The sequence below is a fragment of the Nocardia stercoris genome (assembly GCF_003696265.1).
Classification (GTDB): domain Bacteria; phylum Actinomycetota; class Actinomycetes; order Mycobacteriales; family Mycobacteriaceae; genus Nocardia; species Nocardia stercoris.
On record NZ_RFFH01000020.1, the window covers coordinates 14257 to 30881 of the forward strand.

At 70.6% G+C, this 16625-nt stretch carries 16 protein-coding genes and 1 pseudogene; 16 read left to right on the forward strand and 1 reads right to left on the reverse strand.

Annotated elements, in window-relative coordinates; all coding sequences use genetic code 11:
• Positions 1 to 68: 68 nt before the first annotated feature.
• The 13 genes and pseudogenes from EBN03_RS29360 (at position 69) to EBN03_RS29415 (ending at position 12166) form a co-directional block, all read left to right on the forward strand.
• Complete coding sequence (locus EBN03_RS29360; RefSeq protein ID WP_122191405.1) at positions 69 to 800, forward strand: MspA family porin; 732 nt, start codon at positions 69 to 71, stop codon at positions 798 to 800.
• 176 nt (positions 801 to 976) lie between these two features.
• Positions 977 to 1147, forward strand: a complete 171-nt coding sequence (locus EBN03_RS34695; RefSeq protein WP_199743018.1) for a hypothetical protein — start codon at positions 977 to 979, stop codon at positions 1145 to 1147.
• A gap of 65 nt (positions 1148 to 1212) precedes the next feature.
• The gene (locus tag EBN03_RS29365) at positions 1213 to 1917 is read left to right on the forward strand and encodes a PIG-L deacetylase family protein (protein ID WP_122191406.1); all 705 of its coding nucleotides are present in this window, start codon (positions 1213 to 1215) and stop codon (positions 1915 to 1917) included.
• 81 nt (positions 1918 to 1998) lie between these two features.
• Entirely contained in the window at positions 1999 to 3156 is a 1158-nt protein-coding gene (locus EBN03_RS29370; RefSeq protein WP_122191407.1) for a glycosyltransferase, read from the forward strand.
• A 58-nt stretch (positions 3157 to 3214) separates the two neighbouring features.
• On the forward strand, positions 3215 to 3409 hold the full coding sequence (locus tag EBN03_RS29375; protein WP_122191408.1) for a DUF3046 domain-containing protein: 195 nt from the start codon (positions 3215 to 3217) through the stop codon (positions 3407 to 3409).
• A 163-nt stretch (positions 3410 to 3572) separates the two neighbouring features.
• Positions 3573 to 4616, forward strand: coding sequence for a recombinase RecA (gene recA, locus EBN03_RS29380; RefSeq protein WP_122191409.1), 1044 nt, complete (start codon positions 3573 to 3575; stop codon positions 4614 to 4616).
• A 1095-nt stretch (positions 4617 to 5711) separates the two neighbouring features.
• A pseudogene (gene recX, locus EBN03_RS35910) lies at positions 5712 to 6236 on the forward strand (recombination regulator RecX); the annotation flags it as partial.
• Positions 6237 to 6776: 540 nt separating this feature from the next.
• Entirely contained in the window at positions 6777 to 7487 is a 711-nt protein-coding gene (locus EBN03_RS29390; RefSeq protein WP_147471748.1) for a hypothetical protein, read from the forward strand.
• A gap of 9 nt (positions 7488 to 7496) precedes the next feature.
• Entirely contained in the window at positions 7497 to 8180 is a 684-nt protein-coding gene (locus tag EBN03_RS29395; RefSeq protein ID WP_122191411.1) for a GNAT family N-acetyltransferase, read from the forward strand.
• Between the two features lie 247 nt (positions 8181 to 8427).
• The gene (locus EBN03_RS29400) at positions 8428 to 9276 is read left to right on the forward strand and encodes a hypothetical protein (protein ID WP_122191412.1); all 849 of its coding nucleotides are present in this window, start codon (positions 8428 to 8430) and stop codon (positions 9274 to 9276) included.
• Positions 9266 to 9871: a hypothetical protein gene (locus tag EBN03_RS29405; protein WP_147471749.1), complete on the forward strand. Its 606-nt coding sequence runs from the start codon at positions 9266 to 9268 to the stop codon at positions 9869 to 9871. The genes EBN03_RS29400 and EBN03_RS29405 overlap by 11 nt, the downstream gene beginning before the upstream one ends.
• 87 nt (positions 9872 to 9958) lie before the next feature.
• Positions 9959 to 11500: a tRNA (N6-isopentenyl adenosine(37)-C2)-methylthiotransferase MiaB gene (gene miaB, locus EBN03_RS29410; RefSeq protein ID WP_122191414.1), complete on the forward strand. Its 1542-nt coding sequence runs from the start codon at positions 9959 to 9961 to the stop codon at positions 11498 to 11500.
• Between the two features lie 18 nt (positions 11501 to 11518).
• A complete protein-coding gene (locus EBN03_RS29415) occupies positions 11519 to 12166 on the forward strand; it encodes an Rv2732c family membrane protein (protein WP_122191415.1) in 648 nt (215 codons plus the stop codon).
• A gap of 66 nt (positions 12167 to 12232) precedes the next feature.
• Here EBN03_RS29415 and EBN03_RS29420 read toward each other — a convergent pair whose 3' ends face one another.
• A complete protein-coding gene (locus EBN03_RS29420) occupies positions 12233 to 13696 on the reverse strand; it encodes a DUF349 domain-containing protein (RefSeq protein WP_122191416.1) in 1464 nt (487 codons plus the stop codon).
• A 390-nt stretch (positions 13697 to 14086) separates the two neighbouring features.
• Between EBN03_RS29420 and EBN03_RS29425 the strand changes: the two genes are divergently transcribed.
• The 3 genes from EBN03_RS29425 to EBN03_RS29435 are packed head-to-tail and all read left to right on the forward strand — an operon-like array spanning position 14087 to position 16586.
• Positions 14087 to 14845, forward strand: a complete 759-nt coding sequence (locus EBN03_RS29425; RefSeq protein ID WP_122191489.1) for a class III extradiol ring-cleavage dioxygenase family protein — start codon at positions 14087 to 14089, stop codon at positions 14843 to 14845.
• Positions 14821 to 15777, forward strand: coding sequence for a tRNA (adenosine(37)-N6)-dimethylallyltransferase MiaA (gene miaA / locus EBN03_RS29430; protein WP_122191417.1), 957 nt, complete (start codon positions 14821 to 14823; stop codon positions 15775 to 15777). Before EBN03_RS29425 ends, miaA begins: the two co-directional genes overlap by 25 nt.
• Complete coding sequence (locus EBN03_RS29435) at positions 15774 to 16586, forward strand: TrmH family RNA methyltransferase (protein WP_233608717.1); 813 nt, start codon at positions 15774 to 15776, stop codon at positions 16584 to 16586. Before miaA ends, EBN03_RS29435 begins: the two co-directional genes overlap by 4 nt.
• The last annotated feature ends 39 nt before the right edge of the window (positions 16587 to 16625 follow it).

Genomic DNA, 16625 nt, shown 5'->3' on the forward strand with positions numbered 1-16625 from the left:
GGGTCTATCCCGTCCGAACCGAGCCTTGGGAGACATGTCGGCGCACATCTCAGAGAACAGGATCGGGTATGCGATGTCAGTTCGTCGTCGCGGTGATCTCTACGGTCACCGCAAGCCTGACCTTGTGGGCCTGGGATGGCGAACCGGGCCGAGCCCAGCCGCCGGGCACGGACGTGTCCGGTTCGGGGGTGCATGTGACGGCGTCGGTCGACAGCGTCGAGGTGAATCCGTCCGGTGACCGAACTCCGAACGTCCTGATGACGTTCTCGCATGCCGTGCAGATGTCGGGCAGCTACTCGGTCGGTGTGGAGGGTGACCCGATCACCTCCGGTCAGGCTGTCGCGGGGGTCATCCTCGGCTGTGGGATCAGTGTGGCCGGTGGCGTTTCCGTCGGAATCGAGCTCTCTCAACGCATAAGAGCCGGAATCTCGTCGACAGTCACCTCTCCGCGAGACTCGGTCGTTCTGCCCGAAGCAATGCCCGCACCGGCACCTGATACGCCGCACGGCACCGTCAGGTCACCCCGCGTGAGCCTGGAGCCCAGCCTCGGCGGGACGCTGAGCGGGACAGAAATCTCGGCCTTCAACTTGCGGCCCGGTCGGGTCACCGTCCTGACAACGGCGACGGCGGCCCTGAACCGCGACACCGCGTTCCCGTTCCACATCGCCTTCGAGAACGCCGCGGTGAACGTCGCGCAATGCGCGTCGCCGGTATCGGCCGTCCCGTTCACCACCACCACGGTGAGCACCGCGCAGGGACTGGTGCAGACCACCGCCTACGGCGACCAGTTCACCTTCTGACCGTAGAGCCGGCGCGGGCTTCTGCCGGCCAAGGACCGACCCCGCGGGATCTCGGGGTAGACCCTGAACTTTCCCCGATATCCGGTCTGACCTGGTGAATTTCGGTCCGGCACAGGGCATTGTGAATGGTGACGCACCGCGCCGACGCGATGCGAGAACTCGCGGGAGGAAGAGCAATGTTCTGGAAGATTCTGGGTGCGGTTGTGTTGGTGTGGCTGGCTTTGCTGCTGGTCGGGGCACTGATCAAGGCGCTGTTCCCGATCCTGATGATCACGCTGGTGGTGTTCGGGCTGTACACGCTGTACAAGCTGGTGTCCGGCGGGAACAAGACGCCGACCAAGCTGTAGCGTGGTTCGGGCCGTGTGGCGAGATGCCCACGGCCCGAATCGATTCCGAGGCCGAAGGAGACCCTGTGGAACAGCTTCCCGAAGACTGGCAGCGCGGTCTGGTGATCGTCGCCCACCCCGACGACATCGAGTACGGGGTCGCCGCCGCGGTGGCGCGGTGGACGGGGCAGGGCAAGGACATTCGGTATCTGCTGGCGACCCGGGGTGAGGCGGGGATCGCGGGGCTGCCGCCCGCCGAGGCGGGGCCGCTGCGGGAGGGTGAGCAGCGTGCGGCCGCCGCCGAGGTCGGCGTCTCCGAGGTCGAGTTCCTGGACTATCCGGACGGGCGCATCGAACTGACCCTCGACCTGCGGCGTGACCTGGCGGCCGCCATCCGGCGGCACCGGCCCGAACTGGTGGTGGCGACGTTCTTCGGTGACGTCTGGGCGCGGGGCATGGCCAACAGTGCCGACCACCGGGCCGTCGGGCGGGCCACGCTGGATGCCGTCTCCGACGCCGGCAACGAATGGATTTTCCCCGAGCTCGCCGACCTGCCGGCTTGGCAGGCCCGCTATGTCGCGGTCGCCGGGCCGGGCGCGACGCATGCCGTCGACGTGACCGACAACGTCGAAGCCGCGGTGCGGTCGCTGCGGGCGCACGAACGCTACCTAGCCGCGTTGAGCCCGAAGCCGGTGGACGAACAGGCGCGGGAAGTGGTGAATTACGCGACCGGTCCGCTTCCGGAATTCCCGGCGGAACGCGCCGTCGGGTTCCAGCTGTACAAATTCTGAGGTCGCGGTGGTCCGGTGCGCCGGAAGCGGCAGGCCGGACCCCGGCCGGGTGGCCGCGGCGGGTGTGGCAGTCTGATCGGCATGCGAGTCGCTGTGGTCGCCGGACCCGATCCTGGGCACGCGTTTCCGGCCATCGCCCTGTGCCTGCGGTTGCGGGCCGCCGGTGACGATCCGGTGCTGTTCACCGGACCGCGCTGGCTCGACGCCGCCCGCGACGCGGGCCTGGCGGTGCGCCGGCTGAAGGGTCTGGCGCCACGCCCCGAAGACGACGACGCCGATGCCGGACGGCGCATCCACGAACGCGCCGCGCACATCGCGACCATGATCCAGCCGGACCTCAGCGCCATGCTGCCGGATCTGGTGGTGTCCGACGTGCTGACCGTCGGCGGCGCCCTGGCCGCCGAGCGGATCGGGGTGCCGTGGGTGGAGCTGTCGCCGCATCCGCTCTATCTGCCCTCGAAGGCGTTGCCGCCCATCGGAAGTGGGCTCGCGCCCGGCGAGGGGGTGCGCGGCTGGACCCGAGATGTGGTGTTGCGCGGCCTGACCGCGCGAGCGGTCGCGCGCGGGCACCGGCAGCGCGGCGCGGCCCGGGTCGGAATCGGCTTGCCCGCAACGGATCCCGGCCCGGCCGCCCGGCTGATCGCGACCCTGCCGGCGCTGGAGGTGCCGCGGCCGGACTGGCCGGAGCACACCCACGTCGTGGGGCCGCTGCTGTGGGAGCCCACCGACGCGACGCTGCCGCTGCCGCCCGGGGACGGCCCGCTGGTGATGGTCGCGCCGTCCACCGCGGGGACCGGGGTCGTGGATATGGCCGCGGGTGTGGTCGCCGGGCTGGACGGACTCGGGGTGCGGGTGGCGATCTCGATGCTGGACACTCCGCCGGCCGGGCTGCCGTCCTGGGTCACGGCCGGGCTGGGCCGGCAGGACGAACTGCTGCGGCACGCCGACGTGGTGGTCGGTGGGGGCGGGCACGGGCTGCTCGCCAAGACGCTGCTGGCCGGGGTGCCGATCGTTACCGTGCCCGGTGGCGGCGACCAGTGGGAGTTGGCCAATCGTGCTGTCCGGCAAGGTAGTTCGATCCTGGTGCGGCCGTTCACGCCGGAATCGGTGCGCGACGCGGTGCGCCGGATGCTCGACGAGCCGGGCCATCGGACCGCGGCGCGCGCGGCCGCGGCGAGCGCGGCGGAGGTCGCCGATCCGGTCGAGATCTGCCACCGGGTACTCGACCGTGTGGGGTGAGCCGCGCGGTCGTACGGCGCGATGTGCGCGATGTGGCCGTGCCGGTACCCTCGGCCGGGTGCGGTTGACGGAATTCCAGGACCTGTTGCACGCCGAATTCGGGACCACCCGCGGCGACATGCTGCTCAGCGATCACACGCTGGCGTCGTTCGGCGGCCGGACCGGCGCTCAGGCGATCGAGTCCGGGATCGATCCCCGCGACGTCTGGCGGGCGCTGTGCGCCGATTTCGACGTTCCCCGCGACCGCTGGTGAACCGCTGGCGCCGGCCCGCGGGCGCCGGTGTTCGTGTCGCACGGCGCGTCGTTTGCATCGAACAGGTGTTCGTCTAAGCTCGGTCGCAGAACTTGTCGGTGGGTGCCTCTAACGTGGGGGCCAACCAAGACAGTGAACTCCCGGCGAAGAGGGGATACCGACCATGGCACCACAGGCGCCCGACCGCAACAAGGCGCTCGAGCTCGCGCTCGCGCAGGTAGAGAAGAGCTTCGGCAAGGGTGCGGTGATGCGCCTCGGTGAGGAAGCCCGCCAGCCCATCTCGGTCATCCCGACCGGGTCGATCGCGCTGGATGTGGCGCTGGGTATCGGCGGCCTGCCGCGCGGCCGTGTCATCGAGATCTACGGTCCGGAATCCTCCGGTAAGACCACCGTCGCCCTGCACGCCATCGCCAACGCCCAGGCCAACGGCGGCGTCGCCGCCATCATCGACGCCGAGCACGCGCTCGACCCGGACTACGCCCGCAAACTCGGGGTCGACACCGACGCGCTGCTGGTCTCCCAGCCCGACACCGGTGAGCAGGCGCTCGAGATCGCCGACATGCTGATCCGTTCCGGCGCGCTGGACATCATCGTCATCGACTCGGTGGCCGCGCTGGTGCCGCGCGCCGAGATCGAGGGCGAGATGGGTGACAGCCACGTCGGTCTGCAGGCCCGCCTCATGAGCCAGGCGCTGCGGAAGATGACCGGTGCGCTGAACAATTCGGGTACCACCGCCATCTTCATCAACCAGCTGCGCGAGAAGATCGGCGTCATGTTCGGCTCGCCCGAGACCACCACCGGTGGTAAGGCGCTGAAGTTCTACGCCTCGGTCCGGCTCGACATCCGTCGCATCGAGACCCTGAAGGACGGTACCGACGCGGTCGGTAACCGCACCCGCGTCAAGGTGGTGAAGAACAAGGTCAGCCCGCCGTTCAAGCAGGCCGAGTTCGACATTCTCTACGGTATCGGCATCTCCAAGGAGGGCTCGATCATCGACATGGGTGTCGAGCACGGCTTCATCCGCAAGTCGGGCTCCTGGTTCACCTACGAGGGCGACCAGCTGGGTCAGGGCAAGGAGAACGCCCGCAAGTTCCTGCGCGAGAACCCCGACGTGCGCGACGAGATCGAGAAGAAGGTCAAGGAAAAGCTCGGCATCGGTGCGGATGTCACCGCAGACGCGGGTGCCGAGGCACCCGTCGACTTCTAACCGGTGTCCGACCGGGAAGCGCCGGGGCCCGGCTCTGCTGCCGAGCGCCCCGGCGTAACCCGGCTCGATGCGGTGGAACGGTTGCGCCGGCAGTTCGAGGGGAAGGCGGCCGGTGAGCTTTCCGCTGCGGGGGAGTCGGCGGACGATTCGCCGCGGCGCAGCGGCCGCCGGCGTCCCGCACGCGCGCGCAATTCCGGTGCGGCACATCGCGGTTTGTTCCGTTCCGACGGCGGCCCGATACCCGAGCCGTCGGCCTTCGACCCGGTGCCCGACCTCGCCGCGCCCGAGCCGGAGTCCGAGTCCGTCGAACAGTCCGCGCAGACCTACCGCCTGCCGGGTAGTCCGGTCTGGCCGCCGAACTTTCCGCCGGATCTCGGATCTCCCACCGACGCACCCGAATACGAACAGCGCGCCGGCTGGGACTCCTGGTTCGACGACACCGATTCCGCCAAGCACGCTGAACCAATCGGTATCCGGCGGTGGCACCCGCCCGCTGTCGCGAGTCGAACCGACGGCGACGCCGAGGTTTTCGACTTCGCGGCCCGGCGCCCGAGCGGTGGCACTCGCATCGGCGGCTCGGAACCCGAGCGAGCGTCCGGGGATATGGCAGGTCCCGCCAGGTCGGCGGCTGCCGGATATGCCGGGGCGCATGAGGATTCGGGCAATACCGATCTGTCGGCTCGTGCGAACCGTAATGAGCTCTCGGAGCTGAGTGGTGTTGCGCGAACGGGGGATTCCGGGAGCGGCGATCGGTGGGCCGGTGAGGGTGTCGGTCCGCAGTCGAGCCGGGGTGGTCACGATCCGCGTGGGGATGTGGTGGCCGGATTGCGCCGGGCGGTGGCGGAAGTGCAGGCGCGGCAGGATGTGGATTCCGAGTTCGATGGGGAGTCCGAGTTCGGTGCGGCGGCTTCGCGGGAGCGTGGTCGACGGCGTGGCCGGCGGAAGTCTCGTGGGAACTTCGGGGAGGTTGCGGGAGAGTCGGGTGGCGCTTCGAGCACCGGGCCGGCGGAGCACGGTTTCGGTGCGGATAGGTCCGATCCGGGCGAGGCGGACGGTCCGGCAGGCGGGCGTGCACAGGACCTCGACGGGGAGGGTGATCGGCGGCGTGGGCGGTGGACATCCGCCGCGGCCGGGACCGGCGGTACCGAGACGCAGGCGAAGGATATCTGTCTGCGGCTGCTCACCGATCGGGCGCGCAGCCGCGCCGAACTCGCCGACCGGCTCACGGAGAAGGGTTTCACACCGGCGATCATCGAGCGGGTACTCGACCGCCTCACCGAAGTCCGCTTGATCGACGACGCGGCGTTCGCCGAGCAATGGGTGCACTCACGGCACACCTACTCCGGCAAGGGCAAGCGGGCGCTGGCCCAGGAACTGCGCCGGAAAGGGATCTCGGACGAGGACGCCGAACCCGCCCTGGCCGGCCTCACCGACGACGACGAATACGCTCGCGCCGCCGAACTGGTCCGGGCGAAACTCCGCACCCGATCGCCCGAACTCGACCGCGAGAAGACGATCCGGCGGTTGGTCGGCATGCTCGCCCGCCGCGGGTACGGATCCGGACTCGCCTACGCCGTCGTGAAGGCGGAATTGGCCGAGCGAGCGGAGTCGGAGGAGTAGGCGCGCCGCCCGTGCGACGCAGCGCTGTCGGCATGGGCCGAGTGGACAGAAGGAATGCGGCGCCGTAGCCGAGCGCGAAACGCCCGATCGATGCGAGCATGTCCGGCCCTCGCCTACGTCGCTGTCATGAATCCGGAACTCGACCAACCACCGGCGTCGGGCTGGTGCGCACCCTGAAGCGTCGTCACGACGGCAGCGGAATGCGATCTGGGACGGCGAGTGAACTGAGTCGGCAGGTGGAGGGTGAGCCGGCTGGGGACCAGTACAGCGGTGTGATCCGAGCCGGCTGGGTACCGTGCCGGCAGCGTGCCGAGTCGCAGACGGGCTGGGCTGGTAGCCGGTCGGGCCGGTAGCGCCCTGAGCTGGCTGGATGGCGGGAACCGGGCGGGTGGATGCGGCCTGCGGTCGGCGGCGGGATCGCGCCTGCCCCGATCGTCCTGTTGGCGAATATCGAGTAGAACGGTCGGATTGTCGATAGTATCGGCGCGCTCGATTTTTGTAGGTGTGTCAGGAGGACCGCGGACCGTGCGGCGAATTTTGGTGGCAGCGACCCTTCTCGTCCTGGCGGCGGGTGTTTCGGCCGGATGTTCCAAGGGCGACTCGTCCGAGGCCGCAGCGCCTACCTCTTCGGCGCCCGCGAAGGTGGCCGACCCGGACGGTGACCTGAAGCTGGCCGCGGGTGCCGTGCTGACACCGGCCGATGTTCCCGAAGGGTGGACCCCGACCGGCACGCCGTCCTCGAGCGCGGATCGCTCCGGCTCCAGCGACTACGTCTGGGGCCAGCCGGTGCTGGACTGCATCGGTGTCAAGCGGGCCACGCTCGGGCGGTACGGCCCGGCCGCGATGTCGCCGTCGTTCCGCGCGCCGGACGGGCCGTCGGTCAGCTCCAAGGTCGAGTTCGAGCCCAGCACCGTCCGGGCGGCCGCCGAGATGGACCTCATGCGCAACGACAAGCTGTCCGGCTGCGCCCTGCCCCCACTGCAGCAGGCGGCCAAGTCCAACGGTATCTCGGTGGACTCGATGCAACCGGTCACCTTCCCGCGGATCGGTGACGACACCGTCGACCTGCAGACCGTGTCGCATTCGAACGCTTCCGGCGCGGACGTGACCGCGTACTCCGACGTCATCTCGGTGCGTTCCGGCCGTGCCCTGGTCACCCTGACCTTCACCGGGGTCAATGCTCCGTTCCCGGTCGAACAGGCCCAGCAGATGATCCAGGCCGTCGTCAGCCGGTTGCAGCCCCAGCCGTAGGGTCGGGGGATGCGTCCCGTTTCCACCGACCGTTTCGAACCGCGTCCGGATACCCGCCCGGACGAGTCGCCGTGGCCGGCGATGCGCTGGCCGGTCGAGCCGGGAATCGAACTCGCCGGTGACACGGTGACGGTGCGCCCGCTCGATCCGCGGGCCGACGGACCCGAACTGTTCACCGCGCTCGACCACGACCGGGTGTGGGCGCACGTGCCGGGACGCCCGGGGAGCGTCGCGGAATTCGTCCGGAACCTGGAACAGCGTGTGGCGCAGCCCGATTGGCAGCTGTGGACGGTCCGCCTGCGGCGCCCGGTGGCCGGCCTGCGCGCGGGGTCGATCGCGGGGATGACCGCCTACCTGGATGTTCAGGTGCACAATGCCGCGCTGGAGGTCGGGTACACGGTGTACCGCCCGGAAGTGTGGGCGACGGCGGTGAACCCGGAGACCAAGCGCCTGCTGCTCGGCCATGCCTTCGAGGTGCTCGGCGCCGGCCGGGTGCAGTTGAAGACCGATGTCCGCAACCATCGTTCGCAGCAGGCGATCGCGCGGCTCGGTGCCGTGTACGAGGGCACGCTGCGGCGGCATTTCCGCCGGGCCGACGGAACCGTCCGCGATTCGGTGCTGTTCGCGGTGACGGTGGAGGACTGGCCGGTGGTGCGGGCGGGCCTGGATGCCCGGCTCGCCGAACAGGACTGATCAGGCAAGACCGACTGGTTTGTCGTCAGCAATTGTGTGGCGCAGTAGAATCCGCCACGAAAATCGGATGCATCGCACTCGGGACCGTGGGACTGCCTGCGGTTCGCGACAATTCGGACTGATTTGAGTTCATCGGCGGGTTTATTGCCGAGAAGCCTGGCAACTCATCAGAAAACTGGCACCATGAATCGGAGCGTTACCGAAGTTCGGTGAAATCATTCACGATTACCCGTTTTTTGGGAGCCTTATGCGCGACGAACAGGCAATCTCGCACGAGCACGCTGGGTCCGAAGTGCTGACCGCGCTGTACCGACATCGTACCTGGTCGGCGCGAGTGCTCATCGCGGTAGCGGTGGCGGGCCTGATGTGGTCCGCGGTCACGGTGCAGCGCAATCTGGCTCCCGCGGGGCCGGACGATCCGCTCTATTGGTTCAGCTATCTGATCGAGGCGATGGTCGCCGCCTGCCTGGTGATCGTGATGGTCGGCCGCGACCAGACCGCGCCGTGGGGCGTCGAGGAGGACCGGCTCAAGGTGGCGGCCGCGGAGCTGGCGCTGCTGGCACTGACCATCGCCCTCACCGTGTATCCCGCTGCCACCGAACATCTTTGGTCGACCGCGGGGCTGCACGCCATCGCCCCGATGATGACCGCGGTCGCGGTGCTCATCCACGACGCGGCCAGTAGCCGCTACGGTGCCGCGATCGCCCGGGCGATGGAGGTCCCGCCGCAGCCGCCCGCCGAACCACCCGCCGCGCCGGCCGCGCGCAGCGGTCGCGCGTCGGCGCTGTCCACCGGCTCGTGGGAGCCGATGGCCAACGCCACCAGGACATTACGCATGGGTGGCGGCGCGGTGTTGCCGCGCCGGGATCCGGCCGGCCCCACCGTGGTGCCCGACCCGCTCCCCGGCCACGACCCGTTTCCTAGCGGCACCTACGTCATTCGCACCAAGAACGACGCCGAACGCGCGCTCGCGTCGCTGCGCCGGTTACCGCCGACGGTGACCCCCGACGATCCGATCGACCGCGTCGATCACGTCGACCTGTTCGCCGTCTTCGGTGAACCCCAGAGCTACAACGGATACGGCCTTGACGACTGAGGGCTGGGGGCGGCGCAGCCACCGCCGCTGCGACCCCACGAGCGCGCCACCGCTGGCCGGATGGCAAGGGCTGCTTGCCCGTTGGGCCGATCACCTGGCCGGTTCCGGCGGGGACACACCGCCGGGCTGGGTGACCGTGCCGTGCACCGCGGTCGAAGCGCTCGCGGTGAACGTCGAACTCAGCGCGGTGCTCGACGCCGAGCGGGCCCAGCTCGTGGCCGATGTGTTCGCCGGATTCGGCACCCGCCAGATACCGGCACCGGATCCGGGCGAGCGCCGCAACTGCCTCGCGCTGCTCGAACTCTGGAACTGCTGGCCCGCCATGGCCGCGGTGTGGGCCGACTACAAGGACCATCGGACCGCGAGCGCCGCCGCCACGTCGGCCGCGGTGGCAGGCGACCTGGAGCGGGCCGAGCGGTACCGGCAGGCCGCGGCGCTCATCACCCCGCTGGCGCCGCTGGATGCGCTGGCCGTCACCTCCGGCATGCTCGACCAGCTCGGCGGGATCCGCGACGAACTGGCCGACCGGGCCCGCTGCGCGGGCGTGTCCGAGGGCCGGATCGACCGGATTCTGCGCGGCCCGCGCCGGCCCTGACCGGCAGATGCGACGCGGGTCACGGGTGCGAGCCGGAGGCGGCGGTCCGGCAGCGGGGCGGTTCGGCGCAGCCGATACCCTGGACCGGTGAATTCGTCCAGTCCGGCCGCCGCACGCCCCGTTCCCGACCAGGCGCGCACCTACGAGGTGCGCACGTTCGGATGCCAGATGAACGTGCACGACTCCGAGCGCCTGTCGGGCCTGCTCGAGGACGCCGGGTACACCCGGGCGGACCAGGGCACGACCGCGGACCTGGTGGTGTTCAACACCTGTGCGGTCCGGGAGAACGCGGACAACAAGCTGTACGGCACCCTCGGTCATCTGGCCCCGCTCAAGGCCGAGCGTCCGGGTATGCAGATCGCGGTCGGTGGTTGCCTGGCCCAGAAGGACCGCGACACCGTTGTGCGCAAGGCGCCCTATGTCGACGTGGTGTTCGGTACCCACAACATCGGTTCGCTGCCCGCCCTGCTCGAGCGTGCCCGGCACAATGCCGAAGCCCAGGTCGAGATCCTGGAGTCGCTGGAGGCGTTCCCGTCCACGCTGCCCGCCAAGCGGGAGTCCGCGTACGCCGGCTGGGTGTCGATCTCGGTGGGCTGCAACAACACCTGCACCTTCTGCATCGTCCCCGCGCTGCGCGGCAAGGAGGTCGACCGGCGACCCGGCGACGTGCTCGCCGAGGTGCAGGCGCTGGTCGAGCAGGGCGTGTCCGAGGTCACCCTGCTGGGGCAGAACGTGAACGCCTACGGCGTCAACTTCGCGTCCGCGGACGAGGAGCGTGACCGCGGCGCGTTCGCGAAGCTGCTGCGCGCCTGCGGCACCATCGAGGGACTCGAGCGGGTCCGCTTCACCTCCCCGCACCCGGCCGAGTTCACCGACGACGTGATCGAGGCGATGGCGGCCACCCCGAATGTGTGCCCGCAGCTGCACATGCCGCTGCAGTCCGGTTCGGACCGGGTGCTCAAGGCGATGCGCCGCTCCTACCGCAAGGACCGCTACCTCGGCATCATCGAGCGGGTGCGGGCCGCCATGCCGCACGCCGCGATCACCACCGACATCATCGTCGGCTTCCCGGGCGAGACCGAGGAGGACTTCCAGGAGACCCTGGACGTGGTGCGGCAGGCCCGGTTCACCAGCGCCTTCACCTTCCAGTACTCGATCCGCCCGGGCACGCCGGCGGCGACGATGCCCGACCAGATCCCGAAGGCGGTCGTGCAGGAACGCTACGACCGGCTGATCGCCCTGCAGGAGCAGATCTCCTTGGAAGCAAACCAGGCGCTGGTCGGCACCGAGGTCGAGCTGCTGGTCGCGGAGGGCGCGGGCAAGAAGAACGCGGCGACCGCCCGGATGAGCGGGCGTGCCCGCGACGGCCGCCTGGTCCACTTCCAGCCCGCCGGTGCGAACATCCGCCCGGGTGACGTCGTCACCGTCGAGGTGACCGCCGCCGCGCCGCACCACCTGATCGCCGACGCTCCGATCTCGAGTCACCGCCGCACCCGGGCCGGTGACGCGCACGAGGCCGGGATCACTCCGAAGACCGCTCCGATCGGCGTCGGTCTGGGCCTGCCCTCGATCGGCGCACCGGCGCCCGCGGTCTCGGCCGTCGGCTGCGAATCCGGTTGCAGCGCATGATGATCGCGGTGGTGCGCCATGGACGATGAGGACGATCGAGTGCCCGGTGAGTCGAACGAGGAGAACATGAACGGCGACCAATCGAAGGTGTTCGAGCAGTTCCGCGGCGATCTGGAGGCCGTGGAACGCAAGATCGCCGGCGAGATCGACCCCGGGTACCGGGCCATGTTCGTGGCCGGTGCGGTGTTCGTGCTGCTGCTGACCCTGGTGCTGCCGCACGCCGGCGGCGCGCGCGGCCTGGACGTGCTGTTCTACGACGACAAGGCGGTCGCCGAGCACATCGGGCTGCCGTCGCGGGTCTTCGAGTGGTTGGTGGTGCTGTTCGGGATCCTGGTCTCGTCGCTGGCGCTGGTCACCCGCCGCTGGACGATGGCCTGGGTGGCGTCGGCCGGTACCGCGGTCGGCACCGTGTTCGGCGTGCTGTCGATCTGGCACCGTCAGACGGTCGGGATCGGCGACTATCGCGGCGCCGGGCCGGGCATCGGCTTGATCATCGCGGTGCTCGGCATCATCTTCCTGACCTTCCACTGGCTGAAGGTGATCTGGAGCCGCACCGCGCTGCAGCTCGCCGCGGAAGAGGAGCGCCGCAAGGCGGCCGCCGATGCCGAGGAGCGCAACCGCCGCTTCCTGTTCGGCGACAAGGACGACCAGCAGGGCGACGAATAAGGCTGTCGCGCAACACGAACGGCGCCGGGCGGAATGCCCGGCGCCGTTCGCGGTACTGTGCCTGATTCAGCGCTGGCTGACGGCACCTTCGGCGGCGTCGGCCCATTCCTTCCACTGCTTGGCCTGTTCGAGTGCCTTTTCCGCGTCGCGGGTGCGACCGGCGGCCTGGGCCTTGGCGGCCTGCTCCTCGAACTGCGCGACCCGCTCCCGGAACTGCGCGGCGCGGGCCATCGCCTCCGGGTCGGTGCGGCGCCACACCGTGTCGGCGGCGTCGCGGACCCGCTTCTCCAGCGTGCGTAGCTTGCCTTCCAGTTCCTGGATACGCTCGCGCGGCACCTTGCCCAGCGCGTCCCACTTCTCCTGCAGCTCGCGCAGGGCGTGGCGGGCGGATTCCAGTGCCTCCGGAGCGATCTGCGCCGGAATGCGGCTCTCGAAGGCGGCCAGCAGATCTTCCTTGGCGGCGGCATTCTGGTCGAACTCGGCATCGCGTTCGGATACCGCCGCGTTGCGGGCGGCGAAGAACACGTCCTGCGCGGCCTTGAACCGCCGCCACAACTGTTCGTCGGCCTCGCGGGGTGCGCGACCGGCGGCCTTCCATTCGGTCAGCAGGTCGCGGAAGACCGCGGCGGTGCCGGCCCAGTCGGTGGACGCCGACAATTCCTCGGCCTGGACGCACAGCTCTTCCTTGCGCGTCTTGGCCGCGGCCCGTTCCCGGTCCAGTTCGGCGAAGTGGGCACCGCGCCGGCGGTTGAAGGCCTCGCGGGCCTTGGAGAACCGCCGCCACAGCGCGTCGTCCACCTTGCGGTCGACGCCGCGGATGGTCTTCCACTCGTCGAGGATTTCGCGCAGCCGGTCGCCGGCGGCCTTCCACTGGGTGGAGTCGGCGGCGATCTGCTCGGCCTCCGCGCACAGCGCTTCCTTGCGCTCGGTGTGCTCGTGCCGGGTGCGTTCCTTCTCTTCCTTGGCGTGCGCGGCGGCCTCGTCGGAGTGTTCGACGATGGCCCGCAGCCGCTCGCTGAGCCCGTCGACGTCGCCGATCACGGCCGCGGTCGGCAGCGACTCGGACAGCGCGAGCGCGGCGGCCTTGGTCTTGCGGGCGTCGGTGCCGGCGGCCAGCCGGGCCTCCAGCAGCGCGACCTCGGTGGCCAGGTCGTCGAAGCGGCGGCCGAAGTGCGCGAGGCCCTCGGCGGCGTCACCGGCCTGCCACGATCCCACGATCCGCTCGCCGGTGGCGGTCTTCACCCAGGCCGTGCCGTCCTCGTCGACCCGGCCCCACTGACTGGGGTCGCTGACGGTGGGGACGACGACGGGGTGCGGGTGGTCGGTGGCCGCGACCGGGGCCGGTTTGACGGCGTGCGGTTTCGGTGCCTCGGGCCGGGGACCGCCGCCGGGCTTGGGGGCACCCGGCTTCGGCGCCGCGGGTCGGCCGGCGGCATCGGCGGGAGTGGCACGCGCACCCGGTGTACCGGTCGTTTCCGCCGGCTTCCGCTCCGGACGGTTGGACTTGTCGGTTCCGCTGTTGTCGCTCATCCGTGCTCCTCGTCCCTGCCGCGCGTCACGGCTGCCTGGTTACGCTGTATCTGTGGTCGATCCGGGCGGCCTGCGTGGTCACACCGCGTTCGTGTGTCCCACCGCCGATCGGACCAGACGTTTGCTCATCGCCGACTGCTCACCTCATTCAACCAGGCAGGCGACGGAATTGCGTGGTCTTGCCCCGGCGGCGCACCCTCCGTTCGTGGTAGTGGGCCGAAACCGGGCGCGGGAATCGGGTACGCGCAGGCCCGAGCGGGTGTGCCGGAGGTGCGCTCGCGGTGGTGTCCGATGCGTCCGTCTGTGGTCATAGACGCCGCGTGTACGGCCCGGATGCCGAAAAACACAGCGCGGGTCTGCGCGCGACGGCGGACGACTACGGTGGACCGGGTGTTGCGAGTAGCCGTGCTGATTCCGTCGCCGCCCGTACTCGTGCCGGAGCTGTGCGGGGGCAGCCCGGACCGCGAACCGGGCCATCCGGCTGCCGAGGTGCCGCCGTTGCGGGCCGCTGTCCTGCGTGCCGGGGCGACGCTGGCCGAGGCCGCGCAGCGGTGGACGGTGGTGGGCGTGGGTGAGCACGACCGGGTCGTCGAAGCGGACGCGGTCGGGACCTTCCGGGGGTTCGGCGCTGACGTGCGGGTCGGGCTGTCGGCGGACGCGACGGCCGACCCGGATCCCGCGTTGCCGCTGCCGGTGCTGCTGGGCGGCTGGCTGCGGGAGATCTGCGCGCCCGCGGCCACGGCTCGGGCCCGGATCGTCGCGGCGGATACGCCGCCGGCCCGGTGCCGGGAGCTGGGTGCCCGGTTGCGCGCGGAGCTGGACAGCCGGCCGGGCGCGGACGGTGTCCTGGTGGTCGCCGACGGCGCGGCCACTCTGACCGCCGCGGCCCCCGGGTACCTGGACGAGCGGGCACCGGCCGTCCAGCGGGACCTGGATCGTGCGCTGTGCTCCGGTGACCGGGCGGCTTTGCGCGCGCTGGATCCGGCGCTGTGTGCCGAGCTGGAGCTGGCGGGCCGGGCCGCGTACCAGGTGCTCGACGGCCTGTTCGACGCCGACCCGGCCGAGCCGCGGGTCGAGAGTGGTTATGCCGCAGCGCCGTTCGGGGTCGGCTATCACGTGGGTGAATGGTGGCCGGGGGGCGCGCGGTGACCACACCTGTCGCGGTGATCGGGCCGACCGCCACCGGGAAGTCGGATCTGGCCCTCGATCTGGCCGAGCGGCTCGACGGCGAGATCGTCAATATCGACGCCATGCAGCTCTATCGCGGGATGGACATCGGTACCGCGAAACTGCCGCTCGCGCAACGGCGCGGGATCCCGCACCACCAGCTCGACGTGCTCGATGTCACCGAGACGGCCACGGTGGCGTCGTACCAGGCCGCGGCGGTCGCGGACGTCGAGGCGATCCGGGCGCGCGGTCGCACGCCGGTGATCGTGGGCGGTTCGATGATGTACGTCCAGGCGATGCTGGACGAATGGGATTTCCCCGCAACCGATCCCGCGGTGCGGGCGCGCTGGGAGGCGGTGCTGGCCGACGGCGGCGTGACGGCGCTGCACGCAGCATTGCGGGACGCGGATCCGGTTGCGGCGCAGACCATCCTGCCGACCGACGCGCGGCGCATGGTGCGGGCGCTCGAGGTGGTCGAACTGACCGGCCGCCCGTTCGCCGCGTCGCAGCCGCAGATCGGTGAACCACGTTGGGGTACAGTCGTTCTCGGCGTCGACCGGGATACCGCCGAGCTCGACGACCGGATCGCCCGGCGCACGGATCTCATGTTCGCCCAAGGACTGGTCGACGAGGTCCGCGGCCTGCTCGACCACGGCCTGCGGGACGGGCAGACGGCGCGTCGCGCCATCGGCTACGCACAGGTCCTCGCCTACCTCGACGGAGAATACGATCTGGACCACGCTCGGGAGCGCATTCTGATCGGCACCCGCCGCTACGTGCGGCGGCAACGGTCCTGGTTCCGCCGGGATCCGCGGGTGCGATGGCTCGACGGTGCCGATCCGGCCCTGTGCGCCACCGCGCTCGCCCACCTCGCCTCCCGGACCACCGCCCACGAGAAACGGGATTCGCAGTGACAACGCGCAGCGCCGCCGTCGGGGACTGGCAGGCGTATCTCACCAACCGGAGCCGCCGCCAGCGCGACGGCCGGTTCCTGATCCACGGCCACGAGCTGCTGACCGCCGCGATCGCGCACGGCTGGCCGATCGAGCGGTTGGTCTACCGGCTGGGCGGGTTGTCGTCGTGGGCGCGCGAGACGCTGGACAGCAGCGGATTGCCCAGTGTCGGACTGGTTCCCGAGGTGATGGCCGATCTCGCCGAACCGGGTTACGGCGTGCCGGATCTGGTGGCGGTGGCGCACACGCGGCAGTACACGCTGGCCGGTTTCGTGCCGGACGCGGCCGAGCCGCCGGTGCTTGTGGTAGTCGAACGACCCACCGGCGCAGCACAATTGGGTGCGATCCTGCGGTCCGCGCAGGCGTTCGGCGCGGCGGCGGTCGTGGTCAGCGGGTCGGGTGCCGACCTGTACGACCCGCAGTGTGTGCGGGCCTCGGCGGGTGCGCTGTTCGCGCTGCCGGTGTTCCGGGTCTCCGGGGCCGGTGCGGTCACCGCCTACCGGGCCGAGCGGGCGGCCGCCGGGCAGGCCATGGCGCTGGTCGGTGTGGCGGCCGCGCATCCGGACCCGCACGCGAACGGTGCCGGTCCGCGCGAGATCGCCGCGTACGACTTCAACGCCGCCACGGTGCTGGTCGTCGGCGACGAGCTGGGCGAGACCTGGCACCGGATCTGCGACGACGTGGTGCACCTGCCGGTCGTGGCCGGCCTGCCGACGCCGTGCGCGTTGTCGGTGGCGCTCTACGAGATCGCGCGCCGCCGCCAGGGCTGACCCCGGCCGCTTCCCGGCCGGATGAGATCGTGGAGCACA

Coding starts and splice junctions, on each gene's coding strand:
- EBN03_RS29360 (WP_122191405.1), top strand. CDS start 69: ATGCGATGTCAGTTCGTCGTCGCGGTGATCTCTACGGTCACCGCAAGC.
- EBN03_RS34695 (WP_199743018.1), top strand. CDS start 977: ATGTTCTGGAAGATTCTGGGTGCGGTTGTGTTGGTGTGGCTGGCTTTG.
- EBN03_RS29370 (WP_122191407.1), top strand. CDS start 1,999: ATGCGAGTCGCTGTGGTCGCCGGACCCGATCCTGGGCACGCGTTTCCG.
- recA (WP_122191409.1), top strand. CDS start 3,573: ATGGCACCACAGGCGCCCGACCGCAACAAGGCGCTCGAGCTCGCGCTC.
- EBN03_RS29395 (WP_122191411.1), top strand. CDS start 7,497: ATGCGTCCCGTTTCCACCGACCGTTTCGAACCGCGTCCGGATACCCGC.
- EBN03_RS29400 (WP_122191412.1), top strand. CDS start 8,428: ATGCGCGACGAACAGGCAATCTCGCACGAGCACGCTGGGTCCGAAGTG.
- EBN03_RS29415 (WP_122191415.1), top strand. CDS start 11,519: ATGGACGATGAGGACGATCGAGTGCCCGGTGAGTCGAACGAGGAGAAC.
- EBN03_RS29420 (WP_122191416.1), bottom strand. CDS start 13,696: ATGAGCGACAACAGCGGAACCGACAAGTCCAACCGTCCGGAGCGGAAG.
- miaA (WP_122191417.1), top strand. CDS start 14,821: ATGGTGGCCGGGGGGCGCGCGGTGACCACACCTGTCGCGGTGATCGGG.